The sequence below is a fragment of the Rhodococcus sp. 24CO genome, assembly GCF_050586165.1.
Lineage (GTDB): Bacteria > Actinomycetota > Actinomycetes > Mycobacteriales > Mycobacteriaceae > Rhodococcus_F.
In genome coordinates this window covers 219,191-243,374 of record NZ_JAZFNF010000001.1, presented here as the reverse complement: position 1 = coordinate 243,374, position 24,184 = coordinate 219,191, and the positions used below count along the sequence as shown (strand labels likewise).

General features: G+C 61.3%; 25 protein-coding genes. 17 read left to right on the top strand and 8 right to left on the bottom strand.

Features of this window, described 5'->3' with window-relative positions; genetic code table 11:
* Position 1 precedes the first annotated feature (1 nt).
* Together V2B23_RS01130 and V2B23_RS01125 are read right to left on the bottom strand one after the other, a co-directional pair.
* Positions 2-1,123, bottom strand: a complete 1,122-nt coding sequence (locus tag V2B23_RS01130) for a DUF4192 domain-containing protein (RefSeq protein ID WP_430948644.1) — start codon at positions 1,121-1,123, stop codon at positions 2-4.
* 156 nt (positions 1,124-1,279) lie between these two features.
* Positions 1,280-2,047 (bottom strand): sensor domain-containing protein, encoded by a 768-nt coding sequence (locus V2B23_RS01125; RefSeq protein WP_430949153.1) that lies wholly within the window; start codon positions 2,045-2,047, stop codon positions 1,280-1,282.
* Between the two features lie 311 nt (positions 2,048-2,358).
* On the opposite strand from V2B23_RS01125, the gene V2B23_RS01120 reads away from it, so the two are divergent.
* The 3 genes from V2B23_RS01120 (at position 2,359) to V2B23_RS01110 (ending at position 7,062) form a co-directional block, all read left to right on the top strand.
* Positions 2,359-3,318, top strand: coding sequence for a proteasome assembly chaperone family protein (locus V2B23_RS01120; RefSeq protein ID WP_033234796.1), 960 nt, complete (start codon positions 2,359-2,361; stop codon positions 3,316-3,318).
* A 175-nt stretch (positions 3,319-3,493) separates the two neighbouring features.
* Complete coding sequence (locus V2B23_RS01115; protein WP_430948643.1) at positions 3,494-4,531, top strand: alpha/beta fold hydrolase; 1,038 nt, start codon at positions 3,494-3,496, stop codon at positions 4,529-4,531.
* A gap of 26 nt (positions 4,532-4,557) precedes the next feature.
* Positions 4,558-7,062: a DEAD/DEAH box helicase gene (locus V2B23_RS01110; protein ID WP_033234798.1), complete on the top strand. Its 2,505-nt coding sequence runs from the start codon at positions 4,558-4,560 to the stop codon at positions 7,060-7,062.
* Between the two features lie 53 nt (positions 7,063-7,115).
* Here V2B23_RS01110 and V2B23_RS01105 read toward each other — a convergent pair whose 3' ends face one another.
* On the bottom strand, positions 7,116-7,523 hold the full coding sequence (locus tag V2B23_RS01105; RefSeq protein ID WP_033234799.1) for a DUF5997 family protein: 408 nt from the start codon (positions 7,521-7,523) through the stop codon (positions 7,116-7,118).
* A gap of 56 nt (positions 7,524-7,579) precedes the next feature.
* Here V2B23_RS01105 and V2B23_RS01100 point away from each other — a divergent pair, with 56 nt between their 5' ends.
* The 8 genes from V2B23_RS01100 to V2B23_RS01065 all read left to right on the top strand — a co-directional run bounded on the left by V2B23_RS01100 (position 7,580) and on the right by V2B23_RS01065 (position 12,776).
* Complete coding sequence (locus V2B23_RS01100) at positions 7,580-8,428, top strand: LysR substrate-binding domain-containing protein (protein WP_430948642.1); 849 nt, start codon at positions 7,580-7,582, stop codon at positions 8,426-8,428.
* A 56-nt stretch (positions 8,429-8,484) separates the two neighbouring features.
* Positions 8,485-9,870 carry an FAD-binding oxidoreductase gene (locus V2B23_RS01095; RefSeq protein WP_430948641.1) on the top strand — a complete coding sequence of 462 codons (1,386 nt, stop codon included), beginning with the start codon at positions 8,485-8,487 and terminating at the stop codon, positions 9,868-9,870.
* 166 nt (positions 9,871-10,036) lie between these two features.
* Positions 10,037-10,411 (top strand): WXG100 family type VII secretion target, encoded by a 375-nt coding sequence (locus tag V2B23_RS01090; RefSeq protein WP_307718109.1) that lies wholly within the window; start codon positions 10,037-10,039, stop codon positions 10,409-10,411.
* A complete protein-coding gene (locus tag V2B23_RS01085; RefSeq protein ID WP_033234803.1) occupies positions 10,411-10,698 on the top strand; it encodes a WXG100 family type VII secretion target in 288 nt (95 codons plus the stop codon). The genes V2B23_RS01090 and V2B23_RS01085 overlap by 1 nt, the downstream gene beginning before the upstream one ends.
* On the top strand, positions 10,698-11,903 hold the full coding sequence (locus V2B23_RS01080) for a colicin E3/pyocin S6 family cytotoxin (RefSeq protein WP_430948640.1): 1,206 nt from the start codon (positions 10,698-10,700) through the stop codon (positions 11,901-11,903). Before V2B23_RS01085 ends, V2B23_RS01080 begins: the two co-directional genes overlap by 1 nt.
* 3 nt (positions 11,904-11,906) lie before the next feature.
* A complete protein-coding gene (locus tag V2B23_RS01075) occupies positions 11,907-12,152 on the top strand; it encodes a DUF7683 domain-containing protein (protein ID WP_033234805.1) in 246 nt (81 codons plus the stop codon).
* A 101-nt stretch (positions 12,153-12,253) separates the two neighbouring features.
* Positions 12,254-12,397, top strand: coding sequence for a hypothetical protein (locus V2B23_RS01070; RefSeq protein ID WP_430948639.1), 144 nt, complete (start codon positions 12,254-12,256; stop codon positions 12,395-12,397).
* 199 nt (positions 12,398-12,596) lie between these two features.
* Positions 12,597-12,776, top strand: a complete 180-nt coding sequence (locus V2B23_RS01065) for a DUF7683 domain-containing protein (protein WP_430948638.1) — start codon at positions 12,597-12,599, stop codon at positions 12,774-12,776.
* 249 nt (positions 12,777-13,025) lie between these two features.
* Here V2B23_RS01065 and V2B23_RS01060 read toward each other — a convergent pair whose 3' ends face one another.
* Positions 13,026-13,952: a LysR substrate-binding domain-containing protein gene (locus V2B23_RS01060; protein ID WP_430948637.1), complete on the bottom strand. Its 927-nt coding sequence runs from the start codon at positions 13,950-13,952 to the stop codon at positions 13,026-13,028.
* A gap of 197 nt (positions 13,953-14,149) precedes the next feature.
* Between V2B23_RS01060 and V2B23_RS01055 the strand changes: the two genes are divergently transcribed.
* The 3 genes from V2B23_RS01055 to V2B23_RS01045 all read left to right on the top strand — a co-directional run bounded on the left by V2B23_RS01055 (position 14,150) and on the right by V2B23_RS01045 (position 16,049).
* Entirely contained in the window at positions 14,150-14,737 is a 588-nt protein-coding gene (locus tag V2B23_RS01055) for a peroxiredoxin (protein ID WP_033234808.1), read from the top strand.
* Between the two features lie 2 nt (positions 14,738-14,739).
* Positions 14,740-15,279 (top strand): carboxymuconolactone decarboxylase family protein, encoded by a 540-nt coding sequence (locus V2B23_RS01050; protein ID WP_430948636.1) that lies wholly within the window; start codon positions 14,740-14,742, stop codon positions 15,277-15,279.
* Positions 15,280-15,368: 89 nt separating this feature from the next.
* Positions 15,369-16,049: a PhzF family phenazine biosynthesis protein gene (locus V2B23_RS01045; RefSeq protein ID WP_430948635.1), complete on the top strand. Its 681-nt coding sequence runs from the start codon at positions 15,369-15,371 to the stop codon at positions 16,047-16,049.
* Here the strand turns inward: V2B23_RS01045 and V2B23_RS01040 are convergent.
* Positions 16,044-16,733 carry a hypothetical protein gene (locus V2B23_RS01040; protein ID WP_430948634.1) on the bottom strand — a complete coding sequence of 230 codons (690 nt, stop codon included), beginning with the start codon at positions 16,731-16,733 and terminating at the stop codon, positions 16,044-16,046. The genes V2B23_RS01045 and V2B23_RS01040 overlap by 6 nt on opposite strands.
* 43 nt (positions 16,734-16,776) lie before the next feature.
* On the opposite strand from V2B23_RS01040, the gene V2B23_RS01035 reads away from it, so the two are divergent.
* Positions 16,777-17,031, top strand: coding sequence for a hypothetical protein (locus V2B23_RS01035; protein ID WP_033234812.1), 255 nt, complete (start codon positions 16,777-16,779; stop codon positions 17,029-17,031).
* Between the two features lie 9 nt (positions 17,032-17,040).
* Here the strand turns inward: V2B23_RS01035 and V2B23_RS01030 are convergent, their stop codons facing one another.
* Entirely contained in the window at positions 17,041-18,264 is a 1,224-nt protein-coding gene (locus V2B23_RS01030) for an aspartate aminotransferase family protein (protein ID WP_430948633.1), read from the bottom strand.
* Between the two features lie 143 nt (positions 18,265-18,407).
* Between V2B23_RS01030 and V2B23_RS01025 the strand changes: the two genes are divergently transcribed.
* A complete protein-coding gene (locus V2B23_RS01025) occupies positions 18,408-18,722 on the top strand; it encodes a DUF2322 family protein (RefSeq protein ID WP_430948632.1) in 315 nt (104 codons plus the stop codon).
* A gap of 43 nt (positions 18,723-18,765) precedes the next feature.
* Here the strand turns inward: V2B23_RS01025 and V2B23_RS01020 are convergent, their stop codons facing one another.
* Positions 18,766-19,386 carry a Pr6Pr family membrane protein gene (locus V2B23_RS01020; protein WP_430949152.1) on the bottom strand — a complete coding sequence of 207 codons (621 nt, stop codon included), beginning with the start codon at positions 19,384-19,386 and terminating at the stop codon, positions 18,766-18,768.
* Positions 19,387-19,482: 96 nt separating this feature from the next.
* On the opposite strand from V2B23_RS01020, the gene hrpA reads away from it, so the two are divergent.
* Positions 19,483-23,388, top strand: coding sequence for an ATP-dependent RNA helicase HrpA (hrpA, locus tag V2B23_RS01015; protein WP_430948631.1), 3,906 nt, complete (start codon positions 19,483-19,485; stop codon positions 23,386-23,388).
* Between the two features lie 285 nt (positions 23,389-23,673).
* Here hrpA and nrdR read toward each other — a convergent pair whose 3' ends face one another.
* The gene (gene nrdR / locus V2B23_RS01010) at positions 23,674-24,159 is read right to left on the bottom strand and encodes a transcriptional regulator NrdR (protein ID WP_430948630.1); all 486 of its coding nucleotides are present in this window, start codon (positions 24,157-24,159) and stop codon (positions 23,674-23,676) included.
* Positions 24,160-24,184 lie beyond the last annotated feature (25 nt).

The window sequence follows — 24,184 nt, the reverse complement described above, 5'->3', positions numbered from 1 at the left end:
CTCACCTCGCCTCGGGCATCGCACTCACGTCGAAGTCCCGGGCGAGGTCGAGTCCGACTTCCGCCAGCCTGCGAATTCCGTCCGGTCGCATGCCGGCTTGCAGCGAGTTGTCGAGCAAGCCGGCCAGACTGTATTCGGGGTCCGCTTCCAGCGCATACGCGAGCGCGATGCCGGCGAGTGGGCCATCACCGCGGGCATAGGCGAAGAATCCCAGAAGCGTAGCGGGATAAGAGCATTCGGGAACCGGAAGCTCGTGAGTCAAGATCGTCCACAACGCTTCCGCGGCATCTGCGTACTCCGTGGCCGCTAGACCCATGACAGTGTCTCGGACGCGCACGTCCGACAACACCAGTGCCAGGTGTGCACATTCGCGGGGGTCGGGAAATACTCCGCGCCGCATCCGCTCGACAAACGCCAGAACTTCCTCGACCTCCCGGCGCACCTGAGCGAAGGGATCGTTCGAGCAGTGCGCCTCGCACCGCGCCGACGCGATCTGCGCGCGCCCCTGGTCGATCAACGACCCGATCGTCGCGTGGTTGCTCGATTGCCCACGAACCGAGCGCACCAACTCGCTGCGCGACGCTCGGATGACACGGCCGCCGAGGACCTGGGCGGCCGCGACAGAGGATGAACCGGGATCGGGCAGGCGCCCATACCGATCCGGCGCGAGGATGCTCATCCAGTCGCGGCCCCTCGCGATCACCGGTACTGCGAACACATCGACGAGTTCGACGCAGTTGCCGGTAAGCATGTCGTTGAATTCCGCTGCGATATCGAATAATTCCCCCAACGGATGGTCTCCGATCATCACCAGGATCACCGCGACTGTTCCTTCTGTCGCACAGACTCGAACGAATTGCTCGAGGGCCGAGCGCATCGCCGGAGCCAGCTCGGAGCCGATGTTCGGAAAGTAGTCGTGTCTCATGATCGGTCCGAGCGTTTTCGGTGTGGTGCCCATCAGGCACAACGCGACGACGGAATCTTCGGGGCTGAACCCCATCAACGCTGGGATCGCGGCGATCAGCTCGCCAGGTTCCGAAAGGTGTTCGGACTCACGCGACGCCCAACTCTGCGCCTGGTCGTCGGAGGATTCGAATTCCCGGGAAAACGGTGGTGTTGTCATGCGTAGACCATGACAAGAGCGGCCACCGACCTGCGGCGCTCGACCTGGCAAAACGTCGCTCGTCAAGGTCAGCTGTGGACAACCGATCTTGCTGTGGATGAATCACGAACACAGGCACCGATCACGCGATGATTGTCGGTGCCTCGTGCATTATCCTCAGCTGCCCGCGCGAACCTTCTGAACAGCGGCGGTGAATGCCTCGTCCAGCGGCGCGGTGGACGGCTCGGTTGCACCGAATGTCATCAGCGTGACAGCAATGCGCACGTCACCGACCTGGGCCATGAGAGTCAACATCGTTTGGTCCCCGGTAGCCGCGGATGGCGTGGACACCGTCCTCCGCAAGGACAACGTCTGATCGGCGTTGATCGGCGAAGGCGGCAAAATTGCCGTCGTGACCGTCGACGTCACTCCGTTTGCGGTCACCTTCATCGAGGTGCAATCTTCGGTCTGCGCTTCCAACGTGGTCAGGCTGGTGTCACTCCGAGTGAGCTCCACCGAGATTGTCGACCTACTCGCATTGTCGGTGCCCACGGCCATGACGGTGCCCGTCGGCCCGTAGTCCTGTTCGGGTGGGGCGCAGTCTGCGGGGTCGACGGTTGCTCCGCGCGGAACGCCCACCAGATCCGGCGCGGCCATCGGAACAGCTTGCGCGGGAAGCACTACTGCGTCGAATGGCGGCGGAAACTCTGCGGGAGTCAGCAACAGGTCCGCTAGCGGCGCTGCTGTGGATGAAGCCGTAGTGCTTGGTGGTGTCGACGCTGCCGCACTGGAAGCGCTCGACCCTGCTGCGGCGGGTGTCTGTCCGCCGGCATCAGGCTGAGCGTCCCCGGAAACCGACGAGGAACACCCCGATACCAATCCGAGCGCAGCAACTACAGCCACGACGCCTGTGAGCATCGACCTGCGCGATCCCCGACCGACCATCACGTGTGCCTCCATTCGGCTGCAGCCGAATGGGAGAAATCCACCACGGCAGTACCTCTTCGCCACTCTGCCATGTCCTATCTCCCGGATCGTGGATCTCCGCCCACTGCGCGACGGTGTCGAACCCGAACCGGCACGCTTCGCTCCTGGCGAACGCATCCGCGTCGGAATTCGGGAATGCCTGAGCACGTCGGACACGTTCCACCAAAGGAACCTCGGCGTAAAGACGACTCCACTGCCGACTCCACTGCGAATCGGCAACCGCCGATAGTGGACACTGGAAACACGCACCGCGAAAGAAGGGGACTGCGATGGACGACCAGTCGAAAATGTACGAGCTGGAATTCCCGGCACCCCAGTTGTCGGCTGCCGACGGCCAGGGCCCGGTTCTCATCCACGGACTCGAGGGCTACTCCGACGCGGGTCACGCCGTAAAACTTGCGACGAAGCATTTGCGCGAGAGCCTCGAAACCGAACTTGTCGCGTCGTTTGCCGTGGACGAGTTGATCGACTACCGATCACGCCGGCCCACGATGACGTTCAAGGCCGATCACTTCTCGGACTACGACGCCCCCTCTCTGAACCTTTACGCGCTTCGTGACACGGTGGGAACCCCCTTCCTGCTGCTTGCCGGCATGGAACCCGATCTCAAGTGGGAGCGCTTCACCACCGCTGTCCGCTTGCTCGCCGAACAGCTGGGCGTGCGCCAGACCATCGGACTCAATGCGATCCCGATGGCGATTCCGCACACCCGCCCGTTGGGTCTGACGGCGCATTCCACGAACAAGGATCTGATCGGCGACCACCAGCGCTGGTCCGGCGAACTTCAGGTTCCCGGCAGTGCGTCGTCGCTGTTGGAATTCCGGATGAGCCAGCACGGCCACGAAGCTGTCGGTTTCTCCGTTCACGTTCCCCATTACCTGGCCCAGACCGATTACCCGGCTGCGTCCGAGACCTTGCTCGAGAATGTGGCAGAGGTGTCCGGACTCGAATTGCCACTCGCCGCCCTGGGTGAGGCTTCAGCGCGTGTCCTCGAACAGGTTAACGAGCACATAGCCGGGAACGAAGAAGTTCAGACCGTAGTCCACGCTCTCGAGCGCCAGTACGACACCTTCGTGACGGCGCAGGAACAGCAGGCGTCACTGCTCGCCGGTGAGGCCGACCTTCCCAGTGGAGACGAGATCGGTGCCGAATTCGAGCGCTTCCTGGCCGAACAGGCAGGCAATGGAGAGTTCGACACGCCGGACGACGGCGAATCCGACCGAAACTGACATACGAGCTGCGGAATTGCGCACATCGTGCGCATTCCGCAACCACGTCGTTACCTGAGATGTTGTTCTCGATACATCTGTCGGATAGCCTCAAATTCTGCGTGACTTTTGTTGACGGCTCAACAAATCGGAGCGATTCAGTCAACAGTGGTCACGCGCTGATACTGGAGGCGACATGAGCAGACCCCGAACGCGGCAGCTCCGGCCAGTTCCCGACGAGGAACCGCGGATGATGTTTCGGACGATTCACGGTTACCGTCGAGCTTTTCGCATTGCCGGCGACGGCCCTGCAGTTCTGCTCTTGCACGGAATTGGCGACAATTCGTCCACGTGGTCAGAGATCATCCCCCACCTGGCCAAGAACTACACCGTCATCGCCCCCGATCTTCTCGGACACGGTCGCTCCGACAAGCCTCGTGCCGATTACTCGGTAGCGGCCTACGCCAACGGCATGCGCGATTTGCTGTCCACTCTGGGCATCGAACACGTCAGTGTCATCGGGCATTCGCTCGGCGGCGGTGTGGCGATGCAATTTGCATACCAGTTCCCCGACATGGTCGATCGACTCGTGTTGGTCTCGACCGGCGGCATCACCAAAGACGTCCATCCGATTCTCCGGTTGATGTCGGTGCCGGTGGTCAACGAGGTCCTCAAACTTCTGCGCATTCCCGGAGCGATGCCGATCGTGCGCTTCGCCGGTAGTCTCGCCGGCGCCGTTCACGGATCGAACCTGCGTCCAGGAACCATGCTGCACGACACTCCGGACCTGATTCGTGTTCTCGCCGAACTACCAGACCCCACGGCCTACGAGGCATACCTGCGGACGTTGCGCGCGGTAGTCGACTGGCGAGGTCAGGTCGTCACGATGCTCGATCGGTGTTATCTGACGGAGAATCTGCCGGTTCAGTTGATCTGGGGTGACGAGGATTCCGTGATTCCCGTCTCGCACGCGCACCTCGCGCATGCGGCGATGCCCAACTCCCGACTCGAAGTTTTCCGTGGATCCGGGCACTTCCCCTTCCGCGACGACCCCATGCATTTCCTTCAGGTGATCGAGGAATTCCTTTCGAACACCGCGCCACTGGTATTCGACGAGGCGCACTGGCGGCACATGCTGATTGCCGGGGTCGGCGAAAACACCATCACCGGTTCGTCGTCGACACGCATGGCGGTACTCGATGCGATGGGCTCCGACGAGCGCAGCGCAACCTGATCACCGCCAGCGGCTAACCTGTACAAGTGCTGCTGACGGAACTGCTCCCCGACAACGCGGATCCCGATTCCGTTTTCGACGCCTTCTTATCCTGGACGATCGAGCGTGGTTTGACGCTCTATCCTGCCCAGGAAGAGGCTGTGATGGAACTGGTCTCGGGTGCCAACGTCATTTTGGCGACCCCAACCGGTTCCGGGAAGTCGATGGTGGCGATCGGCGCGCACTTCTACGCGATGTCCCAGGGCAAGCGCACGTACTACACGGCACCCATCAAAGCCTTGGTGAGCGAAAAGTTCTTTGCTCTGTGCGAGGTATTCGGCGCGGAGAATGTCGGCATGATGACCGGCGATGCTGCGGTCAACTCGTCGGCTCCCATCATCTGTGCCACAGCGGAGATCGTCGCTAATCTCGCGTTGCGGGAGGGCCCCGATTCCGACATCGGCCAGGTAGTGATGGACGAGTTCCATTTCTACTCCGAACCGGATCGCGGGTGGGCGTGGCAGGTTCCACTGATCGAACTACCGCACGCCCAGTTCTTGCTGATGTCGGCAACTCTGGGCGAAGTGGACTTCTTTTCCGAGGACCTCACGCGTCGCACCGGCAAGCCCACCACCGTCGTCTCGGGTACCGAACGCCCTGTCCCCCTGATGTTCTCGTACGCCACCACACCGGTCGGAGAGACCATCGAAGAGTTGGTCACCACCAACCAGGCTCCGGTGTACATCGTGCACTTCACGCAGGCCGCAGCTCTCGAACGCGCGCAAGCGCTCACGAGCGTCAACTTCTGCTCCAAAACGGAGAAGGAAGCAATTGCCGAGGCGCTCGGCGGATTTCGCTTCACGACGGGATTCGGCAAGACGCTCTCCCGGTTGGTTCGCCACGGCATCGGCGTTCACCATGCCGGCATGTTGCCCAAATACCGACGGCTCATCGAAGTCCTCGCCCAGGACGGTCTGCTCAAGGTCATCTGCGGCACCGACACACTCGGCGTCGGCATCAACGTCCCCATCCGCACTGTGTTGCTGACGGGTCTGGCCAAGTACGACGGCGTCCGCACCCGCCACCTGAAGGCTCGTGAGTTCCATCAGATCGCGGGTCGCGCCGGCCGCGCCGGTTACGACACGATGGGTACCGTCGTCGTGCAGGCGCCGGAACACGAGGTGGACAATCTGCGGGCGGTCGCCAAGGCCGGCGACGATCCGAAGAAGATCAAGAAAATTCAACGCAAGAAAGCTCCCGAAGGTTTTGTGTCGTGGAGCGAAGCGACGTTCGACCGCCTGGTTGCGGCATCACCGGAACCGCTGGTGTCGCGGTTCTCCGTCAGCAACTCCATGCTGCTCAATGTCATTGCCCGACCCGGTAATTGCTTCGACGCGATGCGACATCTGTTGGAGGACAACCACGAATCGCGTCCGGCGCAGCGCAAGCACATCCTCAAGGCGATCTCGCTGTACCGCGGATTGCTCAGCGCCGGCATCGTGGAACGCCTCGACGAACCCGACGAGCACGGCCGCATGGCGCGGTTGACGATGGACTTGCAGCGCGACTTCGCCTTGAATCAGCCGCTCTCGCCGTTTGCTCTGGCCGCGTTCGAACTCCTCGACGTCGAATCCGATACGTACGCACTCGATGTCGTGTCCATCATCGAATCGACGCTCGACGATCCCCGTCAGGTGTTGATGGGTCAGCAGCACTTCGCCCGCGGTGAGGCTGTTGCCCAGATGAAGGCCGACGGCATCGAGTACGAAGAGCGGATGGAACTCCTCGAAGAGGTCACCTGGCCGAAACCGTTGGCGGAGTTACTGTTCCCCGCCTTCGAGATGTACCGCGGCGGCCATCCGTGGATCACCGAATTTGCGCTCTCCCCCAAGTCCGTCGTGCGCGACATGATCGAACGCGCCATGACGTTTGCCGAATTGATCAGCCATTACGGCCTCACCCGCTCCGAAGGCCTGGTTCTGCGTTATCTCGCGGACGCGTACCGCGCCCTGCGCCAGACGGTGCCTACCGAGGCGCGTACCGAAGAACTCGAAGACATCATCGAGTGGCTGGGTGAGTTGATCCGTCAGGTCGACTCGAGCCTGCTCGACGAGTGGGAGTCGCTCACCGACCCCGGAGCCGAAGCCGACACCGAAGAGGTTGCATTCGGCGCCGACATTCCGCGCCCGATCTCGGCCAACCCGCGCGCGTTCCGCGTCATGGTGCGCAACGCGATGTTCCGCCGGATCGACCTCGCGTCGCGGCGACAGTGGAACGAACTGGAAAACCTCGACGACGGTATCGACGCCGCCGAGTGGGAAGAGCAACTGCTCCCCTATTTCGAGGAGTACAGCTCCATCGGAACAGGACCGTCTGCGCGTGGGCCGGCGTTGTTCCAGGTAGTCGAGGAAGGCGAGTTCTGGCGAGTACGTCAGGTGCTCGAGGACCCGGAGGGTGATCACGGCTGGGCACTGCTCGGTGTCGTCGACATCCCGGAGTCCGACGCGTTGGGTGAAATCGTGTTCGACGAGCTCAGCATCGTCGAGGGCTGACACCCTGTGCGCCTTTTTGGCAGTGGGCACTACCGAAAAGGCGCAAGGGGGCTTTAGCCCCTACGAGCCTTGCGCGGCTGATTGCGGCGCGATGCGCGCTTCTCCTTGATACGGAGGTTCTCGGCGCGCACCTCCGCTTGCAGGGCGCGTTCTTTCTCCAGCCACTCGGGCTTTTCTTCCAGCAGGGCAGCAACCTGATCCGTGGTGAGCGCCTCTTCGACGCCGCCGCGAGCAAGGCCGGCGATGGAGATGCCCAGCTTTGCGGCGATGACCTGCTTCGGGTGCGGGCCGGTGCGGCGCAGTTCCAGCAGCCACTCCGGTGCTTCGGTCTGAAGCGCGGTCAGTTCTTCACGGGTCACGTCGCCTTCCTGGAACTCTTTCGGTGTTGCTTCCAGGTACACACCCAGCTTCTTGGCAGCCGTCGTCGGCTTCATCGTCTGGGGCGTTTTGTTCGACGTCATGCAACAAGAGTAGCCAGCCATCGCGTCGCGTTTTACCAAGGCGGTAACCTTGCCGGGTGAGCAACGCGGATAGTCCGGCAATTTTTCGACTCGCGTATGCCCCCGGGGTAACGCCGACCAAGTGGATTCGGGTGTGGCACGAGCGGCTTCCAGACGTCCGTCTCGAGTTGGTCCAGTTTCCGGTTCTCGAGGTTGTGGCGGCGCTACGGGCGGGCGAGGCCGACGCCGGCCTGGTTCGGTTGCCGATCGATCGCACAGAACTCAGCGCAATCTCCCTGTATGCAGAGACACCGGTCGTGGTGATCCCGAAGGATCACGTGTTCACCGCTGTAGAACAGATCTCTGTCGCCGATCTGGACGACGAGATTGTGCTCAACCCTCTCGAGGACACCCTCGAATGGCCGACGCGTCCAGGTAAGGCAGCAGCCGAGCGGCCGGAAACTATCGCCGACGCCATCGAGTTGGTTGCGGCCGGCATCGGCGTTGTTGTAGTTCCGCATTCAGTTGCGCGGTTGCACCACCGCAAGGATCTGACCTTCCGTCCTGTTGCCGGTGCTCCCGAGTCCCCGATCGCCTTGGCATGGTTGGAGTCCAAGACCACAGAATTGGTCGAAGAACTCATCGGCATCGTGCGAGGACGTACCGCTCAGAGTTCGCGCGGGCGCAACGGCCAGCCGGCCGAGAAGATCAAGGGTTCGGTCAAAGCTAAGCAGGCAGCGAAGGAACGCCGTGCCGAAGCGGCTAAAGCCGACCACAAAGCCAAGAGCGCCGGAACGGCAAAGAGTGTCTCGGGCCGCAATACCAGCGGCGGCAAAGCCAAGGCCGGCGGCAAAGCGGGTAGCGGCAAGTCGGGCGGCACCAAGAGTTCGGGTGGCCGGTTCACGGGCAAACCGAAGGGCCGTTAGCGGGGAGTTCCGCCAACTCACCTCGCATCCCCAAGTTCTGCGCGCATGATGGAGTTATGACTTCGGTTGATTCGACGGGACTGGCAGAACTGATCGCGGTGCTGCCGGATGGTGCACTCCTGCGCGATCCGGACCTGACGGCTGGTTACCGCCAAGACTGGGCAGCCGATCCGAATGCAGGCAACCCCCTGGCGGTTGTCCGGGCCACCTGCACCGAAGATATCCAGGCCGTGATGCGCTGGGCCACCGAACATCGTGTTCCCGTGGTTCCGCGCGGCGCAGGCTCAGGACTCTCCGGTGGCTCCAGCGCCGTCGACGGTTGCATCATGGTCAGCACCGAGCGAATGCGCGCGATCACCATCGACCCGGTAGCCCGGGTGGCCGTAACTCAGCCCGGCTTGATGAACGCCGAGGTCAAGAAAGCTGCCGCTGAGCATGGACTCTGGTATCCACCTGACCCGTCGTCGTTCGAAATCTGTTCCATCGGCGGCAATGCCGCTACCAATGCCGGTGGACTCTGTTGTGTGAAATACGGCGTCACCACCGACTATGTGCTCGGCCTGAAGGTAGTGCTCGCCGACGGCACCGCGGTGTCACTGGGCGGACCTCTTTTGAAAGATGTTGCAGGACTATCACTTACGAAACTATTTGTCGGCAGTGAGGGCACTCTGGGCATCATCACTGAGATCACCTTGCGTCTGATTCCGGCGCAGCCGCCCGCTTCCACTGTCGTGGCGTCGTTCGATTCCGTCGAGGAAGCTGCCGACGCAGTCTTGGCGATCACCAGCAATATGCGTCCGGCGATGCTCGAGTTCATGGATCACGCCAGCATCAATGCCGTCGAGGATTCTGTGCGGATGGGGCTCAACCGGAAGGCTCGGGCACTGATTCTGGCCCAATCCGATGCCCACGGCGCCGCTGGCGTACTCGAGATCGAGAGCATTGTCGCAGCGTGTGAAAACAACGGGGCCACCGAAGTTTTCGCGACAGACGACCAAGCAGAGGGCGATGCTTTCACTGCGGCTCGACGGGCAGTGTTTCCAGCCGTTCAAGCATTGGGGAATCTGCTCCTCGAAGATGTCGGCGTTCCGATGCGAGAACTGCCACGATTGATCACCGGGGTGGAAGCCATCGCCGCGGATCTAGATGTCCTTATCTGCACCGTGGCGCACGCCGGCGACGGAAACACTCATCCGCTGATCGTGTTCGATCCGTCTGATCCCGATATGACCGAACGCGCCCAGATTGCATTCGGTCGGGTCATGGATCTGGCAATTGCACTGGGCGGCACCATTACCGGCGAGCATGGAGTGGGCCGGATCAAGCGCGACTGGTTGCCAGCTCAGCTTGGCGAGGACGTAATGGCGTTGAACCGGAAGATCAAAGATGCGCTCGATCCTCTAGGGATTCTCAATCCCGGAGCGGTCATCGCTGCGAAGTAGTCACACATCTCGAGTCCACTTTCGCTGACACCCGTCGGCGAAAATGTGCATGCCCAAACCTCTGCCCGCACACTCCGGACAAACACCTCGCGTTAGTGACATGCGACGACATTGGTCTAGACTCCATCGAGATTTACACTGACCGGGGGGACCAGTAAATGCGTAGATCCATCGTGGGCATTACCAGCGCAAAAAAGGCAAAATACCTGTACCAGAAATCAATTGGCGGGCAATGATGCGCTGCGATCCCGAACAGATGCACGCAACAGCGACTCGAATTTCAGACCTCGCCGACGAATTCTGGGACGACGTGGAAACGTTGCGCCGCGATGCCGAATCCTTGATGACAGCCGAATGGACCGGGGACGCGTCCCGAACCCACGCCGCTCTGTGGGCCGAGTGGGTCGACTCCGCCCGCCAGGTCGCGGGCGCACTCACCGAGGACGCCGGACTGCTGCATCAAGCAGCTACCGAGTACAGAAGGACCGACGACCAGAATGCCGGCAGCATTTCGGGTACTCGACTGAACATGGACTTCTGATGGGCCGGTACTCTGCCGACACCGAGCAAATCCTCGGTCTCGTCGGCAGGGCGAAGCAGATCGGCATGCGCGTCGAAGCCCGCATCACCGACGTCGAACGGGAAGTCGTGGCCCTCAACGTCGACTGGGACGGCGATGCCGCCGATGCCCACCGCACCAAACACGAAACCTTGCACCGCGAACTGAAAGACATGCGCACTGCACTGTCCGAACTCGAATCGATGGCCCAGGGCGCGCACGATCGCTATCTCGCCAACGCGCGACACAACAGTGGGATGTGGCCCTGATGGCGCCGATCACAATGGACCCCGCAGTCCTCGTCGACGCTGCCACACAGTACAAGACGGTCAGCAACAGCACTGACAGTGTGATCCGTCTGCTCGGTGAAACGCTCCAAACCAACTGGGGGTGCGCCGGAACCGACAACGCGGGAGCCGGGTGGGCCGCGAGCTATGACCCCGCCGCATTTGATGCCGTCGCCGCCGGAACAAACATTGTCAACGCGTTCAGCAAACTGCACGATCTACTCGCGGCGACCGGTGTCAACCACGCCAACACCGAGCGATCGAATACCAACCCGCCGGAGCCCCCGGAGGGGCCGGCGTCGCAGCTTCCGACCGTGTCGGCGCCGGCGTTTCACGGGGCGCTCGGCGGCGATACCGACCCGCCGCTCGGGTGGGAGTTGATTACTGCCTGGCTGCAGGGACACATGTGGCCCAACGGGAACCCCGACAAATTGAAAGCACTCGGGCGAGCGTGGCGCACAGCCGCCGAGGGGTTGCGCGATGCAAACGATGCAACGGGTACAGCGTGGGTCGCCCTCGAGGAACTCGACTCCGACGAGATGCCGCAGGTCCTGGCTCAACTCGACAATGTCTTCGTCACTACCAACGCCGTCGCCGATCAGTACGACACACTGGCCGCCGCCTGCGACGAGTGGGCACAGACAATCGAGGAGGCTCACCGCAAGATCTTCGACATCGTCGGCAAAGCCATCATCGTCGGGGCTTTGGCCGGCGCAGTCACCGCACTCTTTACCCTCGGTGCTGGTACCGTCGCCGCGGCCGGAGCGACGGGAAGTGTGGTCGCTGCCAGTGTCGTTGGGGTACTCGGCGCCGTGGACGCGGTCGCCGTAGCGGTGGTCGGTGGCGTCGCCGCGGCGGGGGCTGCTGCTGTGGGTGCGGTCAACGAGCTGCAACCACTGCTCGAAGCCAACCCGACTACCTTCAATGCCAACACCGGCGGCGGAGGAAACACGCTCGGTTACTATCCCGCACCGCGGCACCTCCCCGGATTCCCGAATGCCAAACTAGTCAAGAGAATGAACGAGCGAAAGCGCTGGAAAGATGACAAAGGCAACATCTACGAATGGGACTATCAGCACGGTGCCGTCGAGAAATACAACAAGAACGGCACGCATCTAGGAGAATACGATGCGAATACAGGCACACAGACCAAACCCGCCGACCCAAGCCGCCGAACAGAAAGGTGAGACATGTGGTATTTGGAAGCTTTCGACAACGATACTGAATTATTAGCCGGGGAGTACCTCTTACGCGAAATGTCCGTTGAGATCGTGAAAGAAATTCTCGATATCGACGACAGCGACTTCGAATTACCCGTTGGGATACGTCAGAATGACGTACCTCTTGAGAAAGTTCCCGAGTTCGCTAAATACATTAACGAACCCTTCAAGATAGACCAAAATTGTGAATACGAAGTAGCATTCTTAACTGAGTAACAACCATCGAGAGTTCGAATACCAGTCGAGCCCGACGGTTCATCAGATCGACTTCACGACTCCGGACCCGCCACTCCACCCGCAAACCAGGAGAGAAGTTTATGTGGCATCTCCAGGCCTACGACAACGACACCGAATTACAAACCGAGATCTACCTTTTGCACGATATGATTGCCGAAATCGTGAAAGATATTCTCGGCGTTGACGACAGCGGCTTCGACTTACCCGTCTGGATCCTAGAATGACGTACCCCTCGACAAAGTGCCCGAGTTCACTAAATACATTAACGAACCCTTCAAGATAGACCGAAATAGTGAGTTTGAAGTCTCAAATCTAACGGATTGAACCGAGCCTGGGCCTCGATTGTCAGCTCGAACCCGACAAGTTCAATGGATGCGGCAGACCATCCGCGCCGCACCAAGTCGTCTAGCAGGAAAGTGAAACATGTGGTACCTCGAAGCTTTCGACAAGGGAAATAATCGATTAATCAAAGATTACGCTCTGCATGATATGGCTGTTGAGATCGTGAAGGAAATCCTCGGGATCGACGACACGACTCCAAATTTCCCGTCAGAGTGGCGTTCCCCTCGACAAAGTACTCGAGTTCGCGAAATACACTTGTAAACCCATCGAGATAACAGAGAACCGCGAATACGAAATAGGCCTATTCGCCGACTGAACAGCAACACTGCACCTCGTCGGCCAATCCTCGAGACCAATCCGGCTACATTCGACGCCAAGACCATTGAACCCGGAGGGATGTGGAATTTCCACAAGGCTCCGGAGTTTCTTCCGGGGTTTCCGGATGCCAAACCCGTCAAATATTGATCTGAAGGAATCGAGCAGTACTGGTTCCGGTCATAACGACAGGGGTCATTGAGGGATCGTCCGCCCCGGCGCAACGGATTTCACCAGCTCCGCCAACTGCCTGAACCCTTCGGCGCGGCCGCTGGACGAGCGGAATACCAGTCCGATTGTCCGGCCAGGGGCAGGTGCCGTGAATGTCGCCGTGGCGAGTTCACCCCGCCGACTCTCCACCGGCACAGCCGATTCGGGGACCAAGGTCACACCGAGCCCACCGGCGACACACTGCACGATCGTCGCCAAGGATGTTGCCCGTGTATCCCCGGAGAGCGGGTGGGCGTCGACGGAGCGGCACAGATCCAGTGTCTGGTCCCGCAGGCAATGCCCGTCGTCGAGAAGCAGCAAGGGCAGTTCGTCGAGGACGTCAGCGGTGAGATCACTGCGTCCCGCCAACGAGTGGTCTGCTGGGACGACAAGAACAAAATCCTCATCGTAGAGCGGTATCTCGATCAGCCCAGGCGCACCGGCGGGCAGCGCGAGCAAGGCCAGATCGAGGGCACCGGAGCGCAGCGAGTCGAGCAGTCGTGCGGTTTGATCCTCGATGACGTGAGGTGCAACCGTCGGCATGGACGCCCGCAATGCCGGCAACAGTGACGGCAGGATGTACGGCGCGACAGTGGGAATCAGCCCGATCCGAAGTGGCCCGGCCAATCGATCCCCTATTCCGGCGGCGCTCGCGACAAATCCGTCGGCGGCTTCGAGGATCAGCTTTGCTTGGCCGAGGAGCCGCTGACCCTCGCTTGTGACGAGAACACGCCGAGTGCTGCGTTCGATCAATTGCACGCCGAGACCCGATTCGAGCGCTGCCAACGCCTGCGACAGTGTGGGTTGGCTCACACTCAAACGTGCTGCGGCGGTGCCGAAGTGCCGATGTTCGGCCACTGAGACGAAGGCACGCAGCTGTGACAAGGAAGGTTGATAAGTCTGATCAGCCATGGCTATCAGTGTAGTGCCACCTATCACCTTTACCTTTTGACCACTTTGATGCAGAATGGACTCATACCAAAAAGCGCCGGTCACGCACCATGACGGTGAGACCCGCTTCGACGGTATCGAGAACTTTCGATCACAAACATTCGTGATCGTGCGTGTGAGAAAAACCTGTTCACAAGACAAGTAGGAGGACGAGACATATGGCTCTGCTGACAATCGGCGACCAGTTCCCGGCATACAACCTGAAGGCCGTTATCGGCGGCGACCTCTCCAAGGTCGACGCTCAGCAGCCCGACGACTACTTCACTCAGATCACGAGCGACGACTACGCCGGCAAGTGGCGCATCGTCTTCTTCTGGCCCAAGGACTTCACGTTCGTGTGCCCCACGGAGATCGCAGCATTCGGCAAGCTGAACGACGAGTTCGCAGACCGCGACGCACAGGTTCTCGGCGCTTCCGTCGACAACGAGTTCGTTCACTTCCAGTGGCGTGCACAGCACGACGAGCTCAAGACCCTCCCCTTCCCGATGCTCTCGGACCTCAAGCGCGAGCTTGCCGAGGCCACCGGCGTCCTCAACGCTGACGGCGTTGCAGACCGCGCGACGTTCATCGTCGACCCCAACAACGAGATCCAGTTCGTCTCCGTCACAGCCGGTTCCGTCGGCCGTAACGTCGACGAGGTTCTTCGTGTTCTCGACGCTCTGCAGAGCGACGAGCTGTGCGCCTGCAACTGGAAGAAGGGCGACCCGACGATCAACGCCGGCGAGCTGCTGAACGCGAGCGTCTGATCATGAGCGTCGGCAACCTGAAAGATTCGCTTCCCGAGTACGCCAAGGATCTCAAGCTCAACCTGAGTTCCATTGCGCGCACCACGGTTCTGAACGAGCAGCAGCTGTGGGGCACCCTCCTCGCAACAGCCGCTGCCACCAAGTCGGCGACCACGCTCAAGGAGATCGCAGCCGAGGCGGCAGACAACCTGTCCGCTGAGGCCTACAACGCAGCGCTCGGCGCAGCGGCGATCATGGGCATGAACAACGTCTTCTACCGCACCAAGGGCTACCTTGACGGCAAGTACGACGACCTTCGTGCGGGCCTGCGGATGAACATCATCGGCAACCCGGGCGTCGACAAGGCCGACTTCGAATTGTGGTCGCTTGCGGTTTCCGCGATCAACGGCTGCAACCATTGCCTCGAAGCTCACGAGAACACCCTCCGTCAGGAAGGCGTTTCCCGTGAGGTCATCTTCGAAGCGATCCGTGCCGGTTCCATCGTCATGGGTGTCGCGCAGGCTGTCGAGGCCAATGAAATCCTCGCTGCCGCACAGGTCTGATCCCAGACCGACGCAGTAGACGAAAGACCCTCCCCGCCTTCCACGGCGGGGAGGGTTTATTCGTTTTTCCGGCGCGCTAATGTGGACCGATGGGCATCGAAGTGAGTGTGGTCCGGGTCTTCACGGACGAGAACGGAAAGCACGGCAACCTACTCGGGATTGTCGACGCATCACTGGTCGAACTATCCGAACGGCAGGAAGTCGCCGCGACGCTCGGGTACAGTGAAACGATTTTTGTCGATCTCCCCGATGTGGGCGCCGCTCGGGCGAGTGCCCAGATCTTCACTCCGGCAGCAGAACTCCCCTTTGCAGGCCATCCCACAGTCGGTCTCACCTGGTGGCTGCACGAGCAGGCTCGACCGGTGACCACACTCGGCGTCCCCGCCGGTGAACTCGGTGTACGCCGCAGCAGCAACCTCACGTGGGTTCGCGCTCGCGCCGAATGGGCGCCGGAGTTTGCTCTCTACCCCCTGGAAACGGTGGACGACGTAATCGACGCGGTTCCGTCGGACTACGAAACCGATCATTCCTACCTGTGGGCATGGCAGGACAAGCTCGAATCTTCGATCCGCTCACGGATGTTCGCACCGGAAAAGGGCATCCCCGAGGACGAAGCTACCGGCTCGGCAGCCCTGCGCATCACCGATCACCTACGCAAATCGCTTCGTATCACCCAGGGACGGGGATCGATCCTGCACACCACCTACTCACCCGAAGGATGGCTGGAAGTAGGCGGACGCGTGGTTGCCGAGCAGTCACGAACTTTATGACTGCCCTGCCGGATTCCGTCCTGCCTCGAGGTCTGCGGCGCTGAGTGTCACGGTAATTTCGTCGCCGAGTGCCACTCCGGGTGCAAGCGGCAGTTGATCGCCGCTCCAGAACTTGCCGGGATCGAACCAGTTGATGCGACGGTTTCCCACCATCAGACCCATTGCCTCGTACGTCTGCGCGACAACCTCGGCGCAGTAGGCACTTTCGATGCCCGACGCGGGCGCTTCGGGCTTCTTCCGGAACTTCGGGACGCGCCCGCCGAACCATCGTGACGCGAGCTTGGCGGTGGAGGGAAACGGCGTGCCGTCCAGGCGGGCTATGGTGCGCAGCAACGCATCCTCTTGTTCACGCGTCACCGGGGTATCGAGTTGCCGAAGCCAACCTTGCTGCCCGTACTTGGCTCCCCACACCTGCACGGCGGCCTTCAGATCGTGCAGCTGCACGCCACGCTGGAAGCGCCCGGTCCACATGTCTTGCAACGAATGACCGAGCTCCGCATGCCACATGAGCGGTGGCAGATCGTCGATCACGACCGACATGCCGACGTGGTTGACCGGACTGTTGGTGAGCGTCTGAATTGCCTTGTCGGCGGTGGAAGCTCCGCGGAAAATCCAGATATCGCCAGTGCGGGTGACACTGGCTGCCTCGTCGAGGGTCACCTGAGAGCGCGAGCGTCGGTCCATAGCCTCTAGCGTAGAGGTCTGACACAGGCTTTAGCCTAGAGGCATGACACTTCGTGCCTCGCACATATGGAAGCTCGTCGGCCTCGCCGGCGCTATGGGGGTCGCGGCCACCGGAGTCCTCGCGGTGCGGAACGAGCGTGCGCGTCGGGCGTACTCCCCCGACGAGATTCGCTCCGTCCTCCACGAGCGATACACACAGGCGTATGCCAGGGCGTCAGAGCAGGACACTATCGAATTGGAGCCGGTGCCGAGCACACTGCGGCGCCGGATGAAGAAGCTTTTCCGACGCCGCAGCTAGTTCGCAAACCTATCCGAGAGCGGCGAGGATTCCCGCAGCCATCTCAGCCACCTGATCGTCCGTCATCACGAAGGTCGGGGAAATCTGCATAGCTCCCTGACCTGCTGCGCGACCTGAAATTCCGTGCTCGCGCAGCGTCTTCACGAACGGCAGCGCCTCGGCGGGGTCAGCCAGCTGAACGGCGGCGACGGCCCCGAGCCCACTGCGGACCTCGGAAACCCGCGGATGCTCGGCCAGCGGCTGCAAGTGCGTGTGCAACGACGCTTCGAGCCGCTTGGACTCGCCGAGGAGGTTCTCACGCTCGAGGATGTCGAGGTTTGCCATGGCGGCAGCTGCCGCTCCGGCGTGCCCGCCGTAGGTGTAGCCGTGACGCCACCAAGCACCGTTGTAGAACGGCTCCGCGACGCGAGGTGCGATGAACACGGCCCCCATCGGAACGTATCCGGAGGTCAAACCCTTTGCGGTGGTCATCATGTCGGGTTGCAGATCGAAGCGGGTGGATGCAAACCATTCGCCACCGATACGACCGAAACCGGTGACAACCTCGTCGACGACAAACAGAATGTCGTGCTCACGGCAGATGTCGCGAACCTCGGCCAGGTATCCCTCAGGCGGAAGGTACACGCCGCCGGCACCGATGATGGGCTCCGCGAAGAATGCGGCGATCTTGTTCGCGCCGACCTTCTCGATCAGTTCGAGGAGGCTCTTGGCGTCGTCCCAGCCGACGGTGGCAGCATCGGCCATCAGCTCGCCGTACCCCTCGCGGTTGACGGGGATACCGGCGAGAGCTGTTCCCGCAACATGCATTCCGTGGTAGGCCTTCTGGCGTCCGACGATGATGTTCTTGTCGGGCTGGCCGACCTCATGCCAGTACCGACGCGCCAACTTCGCTGCGGTGTCGACGGAATCGGAACCGCCGGAGGTGAAGAAGATCTTGCTGCCGGGGACCGGCGCGATCTTGGCGAGACGCTCGGCCAATGCCTGCGTGGTTTCGGGGACAAAATCACCGAAGTTGGAGAAGTGAGCGATCTTCGACAGCTGAGCGGCAACGGCGTCGGCGATCTCGGTGCGGCCGTGGCCCACGTTCGTGAACCAGAGCCCGGCAGTTGCGTCGAGGTACCGATTGTCCTGCGAGTCCCAGATATATGCGCCTTCACCGCGAGAGACGACAAATGCGCCGTTCTTCTCGACCGCGCCCATATCCGCGAACCCGTGCCACAGTGCCGAAGCCATCTTTTTCCCCTTCGAGTCCAAACGAATACCAACGATGCTGGTGTGCACACAATGTGCAGCAACTATATCGACACCACAAATCGGCCCCCGCGTGATGCTGCCCTGCGTGAGGATCGCCGCCCCGGGCACGTAATCTCATCACCATGACTTTTGCCGAGAATCTTGCTGCCCTCCCCGCCATCGATCACCTCGCTGCCATCAACGTGCTCGACACCGACGGCACGGTTATCGACACTGTGGAGAACAAGCCCGGCAAATCCGGTTCGGTCAAGGTCTACAACCACCTGGCGCAGGTCTACGGCGCCATCACTCCTGAGGCCGCAACGGCCGCGCTGGCAATTTTTGCCGAGCACACCGACGATGCCCGTGCGAACCCCGGCAAGCACCCCAACATCGACCGTCTCGATCAGGTTATTGCCACCGGAAACACCCTCGGGCTGCAGGAAGTTCCGGCGTAGTAGCAGCCCCTCCCAGGGCAACATAAAGCGCGTTCGCTCGGTCTCACATCGCGACAGAGTCCCTGTCGGCGTCGCCGTACCGCCACCGCGCACCCAGTTTGCCGACGGCATTGACCGCCAGTGCCATCAGGGCCATAGCCACGGCGAGCACAACCAGTCCGATCACCAGGGACACGTAACCGTGGGCTCGCGGATCGAGGAAGGGGTACGGGTACCAGTCGACGATCGCCCCGCGAACCAGCGAATACACGGCATACAGCGCGGGAAAGGCGAGCCACGTCAAGGCCGATCCTTCGGAAATGCGGTGGCGCGAGGGCGAAAACACCCAGTCGGCCAGCAGAACCATCGGAAGAACTTGATGCAGGGCGACATTGATCCAGGTGTCGTTCAGCGTCACATCGACGTCCGATAGCAGAACGACGTAGACGATGCCCGTGATCACCATGTAGAGCGTCACCGCACCTCGAACCGTCTGCCATGTTCGTGACTGCGGATCCCGCAGCCCTCCGACAATCAGTACGACGGCTGCAGCGATATTGCTCTCGATAGTGAAGTAGCTGAGGTAGTTCACAAGGGAGAATCCCTCGGCGTTACGTAGCGGGATCCATAACAGGGCGGTCAGCCCGTAGACCGCAAACGCAAGACGGAGAATTCGTACCGCCATCGGAGTGGATGTCGCAAATGTCGTCACTGCCCGATCGTGTCACAACGCACGCTGCGGGAGTGAGATTTCCCGGCGTTCGATAAGCTGTCCGTCAGCATGTCTACAACACCACCGGCCCCGCTCTCACCACGACGAAGCGACCTGAAACGCGCCCTGTCCGAGGTCTCACTCCGTGACGAGAACCGTCTGCGGCGCAAACTCGACCGCGCCCGCACCCCGGAAAACTTGGCAACATTGGCCCAGGAGATCGAATCCGCACGCATCCGGCTGGCGGAACGCGCAGCGCACGTGCCCGCAGTGTCCTACCCCGAGGCACTGCCGGTCAGCCAACGCAAAGACGACATCGCTCGCGCGATTTCCGAAAACCAGGTGGTGATCGTCGCCGGCGAGACAGGTTCCGGCAAGACCACTCAGATTCCCAAGATCTGCCTCGAATTGGGACGCGGAGTTCGCGGGCTGATAGGCCATACTCAGCCCCGGCGCCTCGCCGCGCGAACGGTCGCCGAGCGAATCGCCGAAGAACTCGATACCGAACTCGGCGACGCCGTGGGTTACACGGTGCGATTCACCGATCAGGTATCCGACCGCACGTACGTGAAGTTGATGACCGACGGCATTCTGCTTGCGGAGATTCAGCGCGACAAGATGTTGCGCCGCTACGACACTCTCATCATCGACGAGGCTCACGAACGCAGCCTCAACATCGACTTCATCCTCGGGTATCTGGCCCAGCTACTCCCCCGCCGACCCGACCTCAAGGTCATCATCACTTCGGCGACCATCGACCCCGAGCGGTTCGCTCAGCACTTTGCCGTCGACGGGAAGCCCGCGCCGATCGTCGAGGTGTCCGGCCGAACCTTCCCGGTGGAAATGCGTTACCGCCCACTGACTGTCGAATCCGGCGACATCAGCTACGACCGAGATCCGGTCGACGCCGTGTGTGAAGCTGTTGACGAACTCAGCGCAGAGGGCGAGGGCGACATCCTCGTCTTCCTGTCCGGCGAACGCGAGATTCGTGACACCGCAGATGCATTGCGCGACCGCAGACTTCGCAATACCGAAATCGTTCCACTGTATGCACGCCTGTCGGCAGCCGAACAACACAAAGTGTTCTCACCGCACACCGGCCGACGAGTTGTCCTGGCGACCAACGTCGCCGAAACATCTCTGACGGTTCCCGGAATTCGCTACGTCGTCGATCCCGGAACAGCGCGCATCTCGCGGTATTCGGTCCGCACCAAGGTGCAAAGGCTGCCGATCGAACCGATTTCCCAGGCGTCGGCGCGTCAGCGGTCCGGTCGCTGTGGCCGTGTCGCCGAAGGCATCTGCATCCGCCTGTATTCCGAAGAGGACTTCGAAGCGCGGCCCGCGTTCACCGAACCGGAGATCCTGCGCACCAACCTCGCATCCGTGATCCTGCAGATGACAGCGCTCGACCTCGGCGACATCGGTGCATTCCCGTTTGTCGAGCCACCGGATTCGCGAGCCATCAAGGACGGCATCGGCCTACTCGAAGAACTGGGCGCTATCGCACGAGGATCCGACGGGTCACATCCGGAACTGACTCCCATCGGCCGCGAATTGGCACAGATTCCCGTCGACCCTCGTATGGCTCGAATGTTGGTGGAAGCAAGGGCAAACGGAGCGTTGCACGAGACGCTCGTCATCGTCGCGGCACTGTCCATTCAGGACGTACGAGAACGGCCCGCCGAGTTCCAGCAGGCCGCCGACGAGAAGCACGCCCGCTTCACGGTCGAGAATTCCGACTTCCTTGCCTACCTGAAGTTGTGGGACTACCTCCGCGAGCAGCGAAACGATCTGTCCTCGAGCCAATTCCGCAAGATGTGCCGCAACGAGTTCCTGCACTGGCTGCGTATCCGCGAATGGCAAGATCTGCACGGGCAGTTGCGTCAGATCACTCGCGGACTCGGCTGGTCGGTCAACGAACTTCCCGCATCCGAGAATTCGGTCCACCAATCCTTGCTGGCCGGCCTGCTCTCCCACATCGGGCTCCGCGAAGGCGAAAAGCGCGACTACCTCGGTGCTCGCGGAAGCCGATTTGCGATCTTCCCCGGCTCCGGCCTGTTCAAGAAGCCACCCCGCTGGGTGATGGCCGCCGAACTGGTGGAGACAACCAGGCTCTGGGCGCGGATGTCCGCGCGCATCGAACCGGAGTGGGCCGAAAAACTGGCCCCTCACCTGGTCAAACGAACCTACTCCGAGCCGCATTGGTCATCCAAGCGTGGTTCGGCAATGGCGTACGAGCGCGTGACGCTCTACGGCGTACCCCTGGTCACGGGACGCGCTGTCACCTACTCGTCGATCGATCCGGAAACCTCGCGCGAACTGTTCATTCGTCATGCGCTGGTGCAGGGCGAATGGACTACACAGCACAAGTTCTTCCACGAGAACCGCGCACTGCTCGACAACGTCGAAGAACTCGAGAACCGGGCCCGTCGACGCGACATCCTCGTCGACGACGAGACGCTCTACGAGTTCTACGACTCACGCGTCGGCGCCGAAGCTGTGTCCGCGCGACACTTCGACAAGTGGTGGAAGGCAGCACGCCGGCAAGATCCGAATCTGTTGACGTTCACGCCCGAAACCGTCGTGAATTCCGATGCCGCAACGGTTTTGGGCGGCGAATACCCCGATGCCTGGCGTCAGGGCGACATGCTGTTGCCACTGACCTATCAATTCGAACCAGGCAAGGACGACGACGGTGTCACCGCGCACATTCCCGTCGGTCTCCTCGCTCAACTCCAACCCGTCGGGTTCGACTGGCTGGTACCGGGCATGCGTGTCGAATTGGTGTCGGCATTGATCAAGACGCTGCCCAAGACCATCCGGCGGCAGGTTGTTCCGGCGCCCGACTATGCAAGCGCAGCACTGGCTTCCGTGAAACCACGATCCGAACCGCTGCTCACCGCAATGGCGCGCGAGCTGTCGCGTCTGGGCGCAACGCACATCGACGCGAAGGATTTTGATCCGAGCGCCCTCCCCGATCACCTTCGAATGACGTTTGTGGTCGAGGACGAATCCGGAAAGGTTCTGGCCAAGGGCAAAGACCTCGCGCAACTACGACGCACACTCGCCCCGCGAGTTCAGAAGGAAGTCGCCAAAGCAGCGACCGGTACCGAGCGGGCAGCCTCCACGGTGTGGACATCCGAGACACTGGGCGCACTGGAGCCGACCATCACCAGGAGCATCGGCGGCCAGCAGGTCACCGGATACCCGGCGCTGGTGCCGGAAAACGGCGGTGTGGCAGTACGGGTTCTCAGTACCCCTGCGGCGCAGGCACAGGCCATGCGCGAGGGCACTCGGGCTCTTCTTCTCGCGGCGGTGCCAACTCAACTCAAGGCAGTCACATCAGGGCTGTCCAATACACACCGACTCATGCTGGGACAGAATCCGGACGGAAGCCTGGAAGCGTTAGTCGAGGACTGCCGTGTAGCCGCAGCCAACGAGATCATCGCTGCCCAAGGTGGACCGGTACGGACACCGGAGGCTTTCGCGGCACTCGTCAAAGTAGCCCGATCGGAATTGGCCGGGCGCGTGTCCGCGATACTGCGCATGATCGTTCCCATCCTCGAACAATCACACCGCTTGAATGTCGTCCTTCAGCGGTCCAGCGGAGAAGCTGCCGAAGACGTTCGCGAGCAACTGAAATCGCTCCTCTTCCCCGGCTTTGTCGCGGAATTGGGTTCGGCGAGACTACGCGAACTGCCCCGATACTTGGCGGCGGCGACCTTCCGGCTCGAAGCGCTTCCGGCCAGCGCTCATCGCGACCACCAAGCCATGGACGTTCTCGATCGGGTGTACGCCGCGTACGACAGATTGCTGAATTCACTGCCGGAAGAGCGTCGCAGCGCCAGAGATGTCGACGCCATCTCGTGGATGATCGAGGAACTGCGGGTGGGACTTTTTGCACAGTCCTTGGGAACCCCAACCCCGGTCTCGGAGAAGCGGGTACTCAAAGCAATTGAGGCGATCAAACGCTGACCGTCAAGAATTCACTGCACAATGTTCACGTTGGCGACCGAGCCACCAATCGTTGCGACAGTGTTGGCCAGACCTAATGTGACCAGGCTGTTGACTACTGCGAGGATTCCGTTCAAGGGCATAACGCCTCCGTAACGACAGGTGCGGACTTTCGGCCCGAATGCTGCGATTCCGACTCGGACCGCTGAACGTACTCGTCGAGCGTAGGCGTCTATCGCCGAAGAATAAGGACAAAAGCCCTATTTGTTCTCGGAGCGTTATCTAAGGACGATCCCTCGACGTGACTCAGTCGACGGCGACGGCTTCTTCGCCGGACGCCTTGGCATCCACTCGATTACGCATATCGGTGATTTCACGCTCGAAGTCTTCGGCGGAACTGAAAGATTTGTAGACCGACGCAAACCGGAGATATGCCACCTCGTCGAGGTTGCGTAACGGGTCCAAGATCGCCAATCCCACTTCATTGCTCGGAATCTCGGCCGAACCGGAAGCACGCACGGCATCCTCGACCTGCTGAGCCAACAAATTCAACGAATCATTGTCGACATGACGGCCCTGGCACGCGCGGCGCACACCCTTCACCACTTTCTCGCGACTGAAAGGCTCAGTGACACCGCTGCGCTTGACAACTGACAGCACCGCTGTCTCGACCGTTGTGAAGCGACGACCACATTCGGGACACGAACGACGACGGCGAATTGCCTGACCTTCATCCGCCTCACGCGAGTCGACCACTCGGGAGTCAGGGTGCCGGCAGAACGGGCAATGCATCGCGGTTCCTTCTTCGTTGCCGGGA

What these genes read in the sequence shown, in the direction of transcription:
- V2B23_RS01130 (WP_430948644.1), bottom strand. Translation starts at nt 1,123, where the DNA reads ATGACAACACCACCGTTTTCCCGGGAATTCGAATCCTCCGACGACCAG.
- V2B23_RS01125 (WP_430949153.1), bottom strand. Translation starts at nt 2,047, where the DNA reads ATGGTCGGTCGGGGATCGCGCAGGTCGATGCTCACAGGCGTCGTGGCT.
- V2B23_RS01120 (WP_033234796.1), top strand. Translation starts at nt 2,359, where the DNA reads ATGGACGACCAGTCGAAAATGTACGAGCTGGAATTCCCGGCACCCCAG.
- V2B23_RS01115 (WP_430948643.1), top strand. Translation starts at nt 3,494, where the DNA reads ATGAGCAGACCCCGAACGCGGCAGCTCCGGCCAGTTCCCGACGAGGAA.
- V2B23_RS01105 (WP_033234799.1), bottom strand. Translation starts at nt 7,523, where the DNA reads ATGACGTCGAACAAAACGCCCCAGACGATGAAGCCGACGACGGCTGCC.
- V2B23_RS01095 (WP_430948641.1), top strand. Translation starts at nt 8,485, where the DNA reads ATGACTTCGGTTGATTCGACGGGACTGGCAGAACTGATCGCGGTGCTG.
- V2B23_RS01085 (WP_033234803.1), top strand. Translation starts at nt 10,411, where the DNA reads ATGGGCCGGTACTCTGCCGACACCGAGCAAATCCTCGGTCTCGTCGGC.
- V2B23_RS01080 (WP_430948640.1), top strand. Translation starts at nt 10,698, where the DNA reads ATGGCGCCGATCACAATGGACCCCGCAGTCCTCGTCGACGCTGCCACA.
- V2B23_RS01075 (WP_033234805.1), top strand. Translation starts at nt 11,907, where the DNA reads ATGTGGTATTTGGAAGCTTTCGACAACGATACTGAATTATTAGCCGGG.
- V2B23_RS01070 (WP_430948639.1), top strand. Translation starts at nt 12,254, where the DNA reads ATGTGGCATCTCCAGGCCTACGACAACGACACCGAATTACAAACCGAG.
- V2B23_RS01065 (WP_430948638.1), top strand. Translation starts at nt 12,597, where the DNA reads ATGTGGTACCTCGAAGCTTTCGACAAGGGAAATAATCGATTAATCAAA.
- V2B23_RS01060 (WP_430948637.1), bottom strand. Translation starts at nt 13,952, where the DNA reads ATGGCTGATCAGACTTATCAACCTTCCTTGTCACAGCTGCGTGCCTTC.
- V2B23_RS01055 (WP_033234808.1), top strand. Translation starts at nt 14,150, where the DNA reads ATGGCTCTGCTGACAATCGGCGACCAGTTCCCGGCATACAACCTGAAG.
- V2B23_RS01050 (WP_430948636.1), top strand. Translation starts at nt 14,740, where the DNA reads ATGAGCGTCGGCAACCTGAAAGATTCGCTTCCCGAGTACGCCAAGGAT.
- V2B23_RS01045 (WP_430948635.1), top strand. Translation starts at nt 15,369, where the DNA reads ATGGGCATCGAAGTGAGTGTGGTCCGGGTCTTCACGGACGAGAACGGA.
- V2B23_RS01040 (WP_430948634.1), bottom strand. Translation starts at nt 16,733, where the DNA reads ATGGACCGACGCTCGCGCTCTCAGGTGACCCTCGACGAGGCAGCCAGT.
- V2B23_RS01035 (WP_033234812.1), top strand. Translation starts at nt 16,777, where the DNA reads ATGACACTTCGTGCCTCGCACATATGGAAGCTCGTCGGCCTCGCCGGC.
- V2B23_RS01030 (WP_430948633.1), bottom strand. Translation starts at nt 18,264, where the DNA reads ATGGCTTCGGCACTGTGGCACGGGTTCGCGGATATGGGCGCGGTCGAG.
- V2B23_RS01025 (WP_430948632.1), top strand. Translation starts at nt 18,408, where the DNA reads ATGACTTTTGCCGAGAATCTTGCTGCCCTCCCCGCCATCGATCACCTC.
- V2B23_RS01020 (WP_430949152.1), bottom strand. Translation starts at nt 19,386, where the DNA reads ATGGCGGTACGAATTCTCCGTCTTGCGTTTGCGGTCTACGGGCTGACC.
- hrpA (WP_430948631.1), top strand. Translation starts at nt 19,483, where the DNA reads ATGTCTACAACACCACCGGCCCCGCTCTCACCACGACGAAGCGACCTG.
- nrdR (WP_430948630.1), bottom strand. Translation starts at nt 24,159, where the DNA reads ATGCATTGCCCGTTCTGCCGGCACCCTGACTCCCGAGTGGTCGACTCG.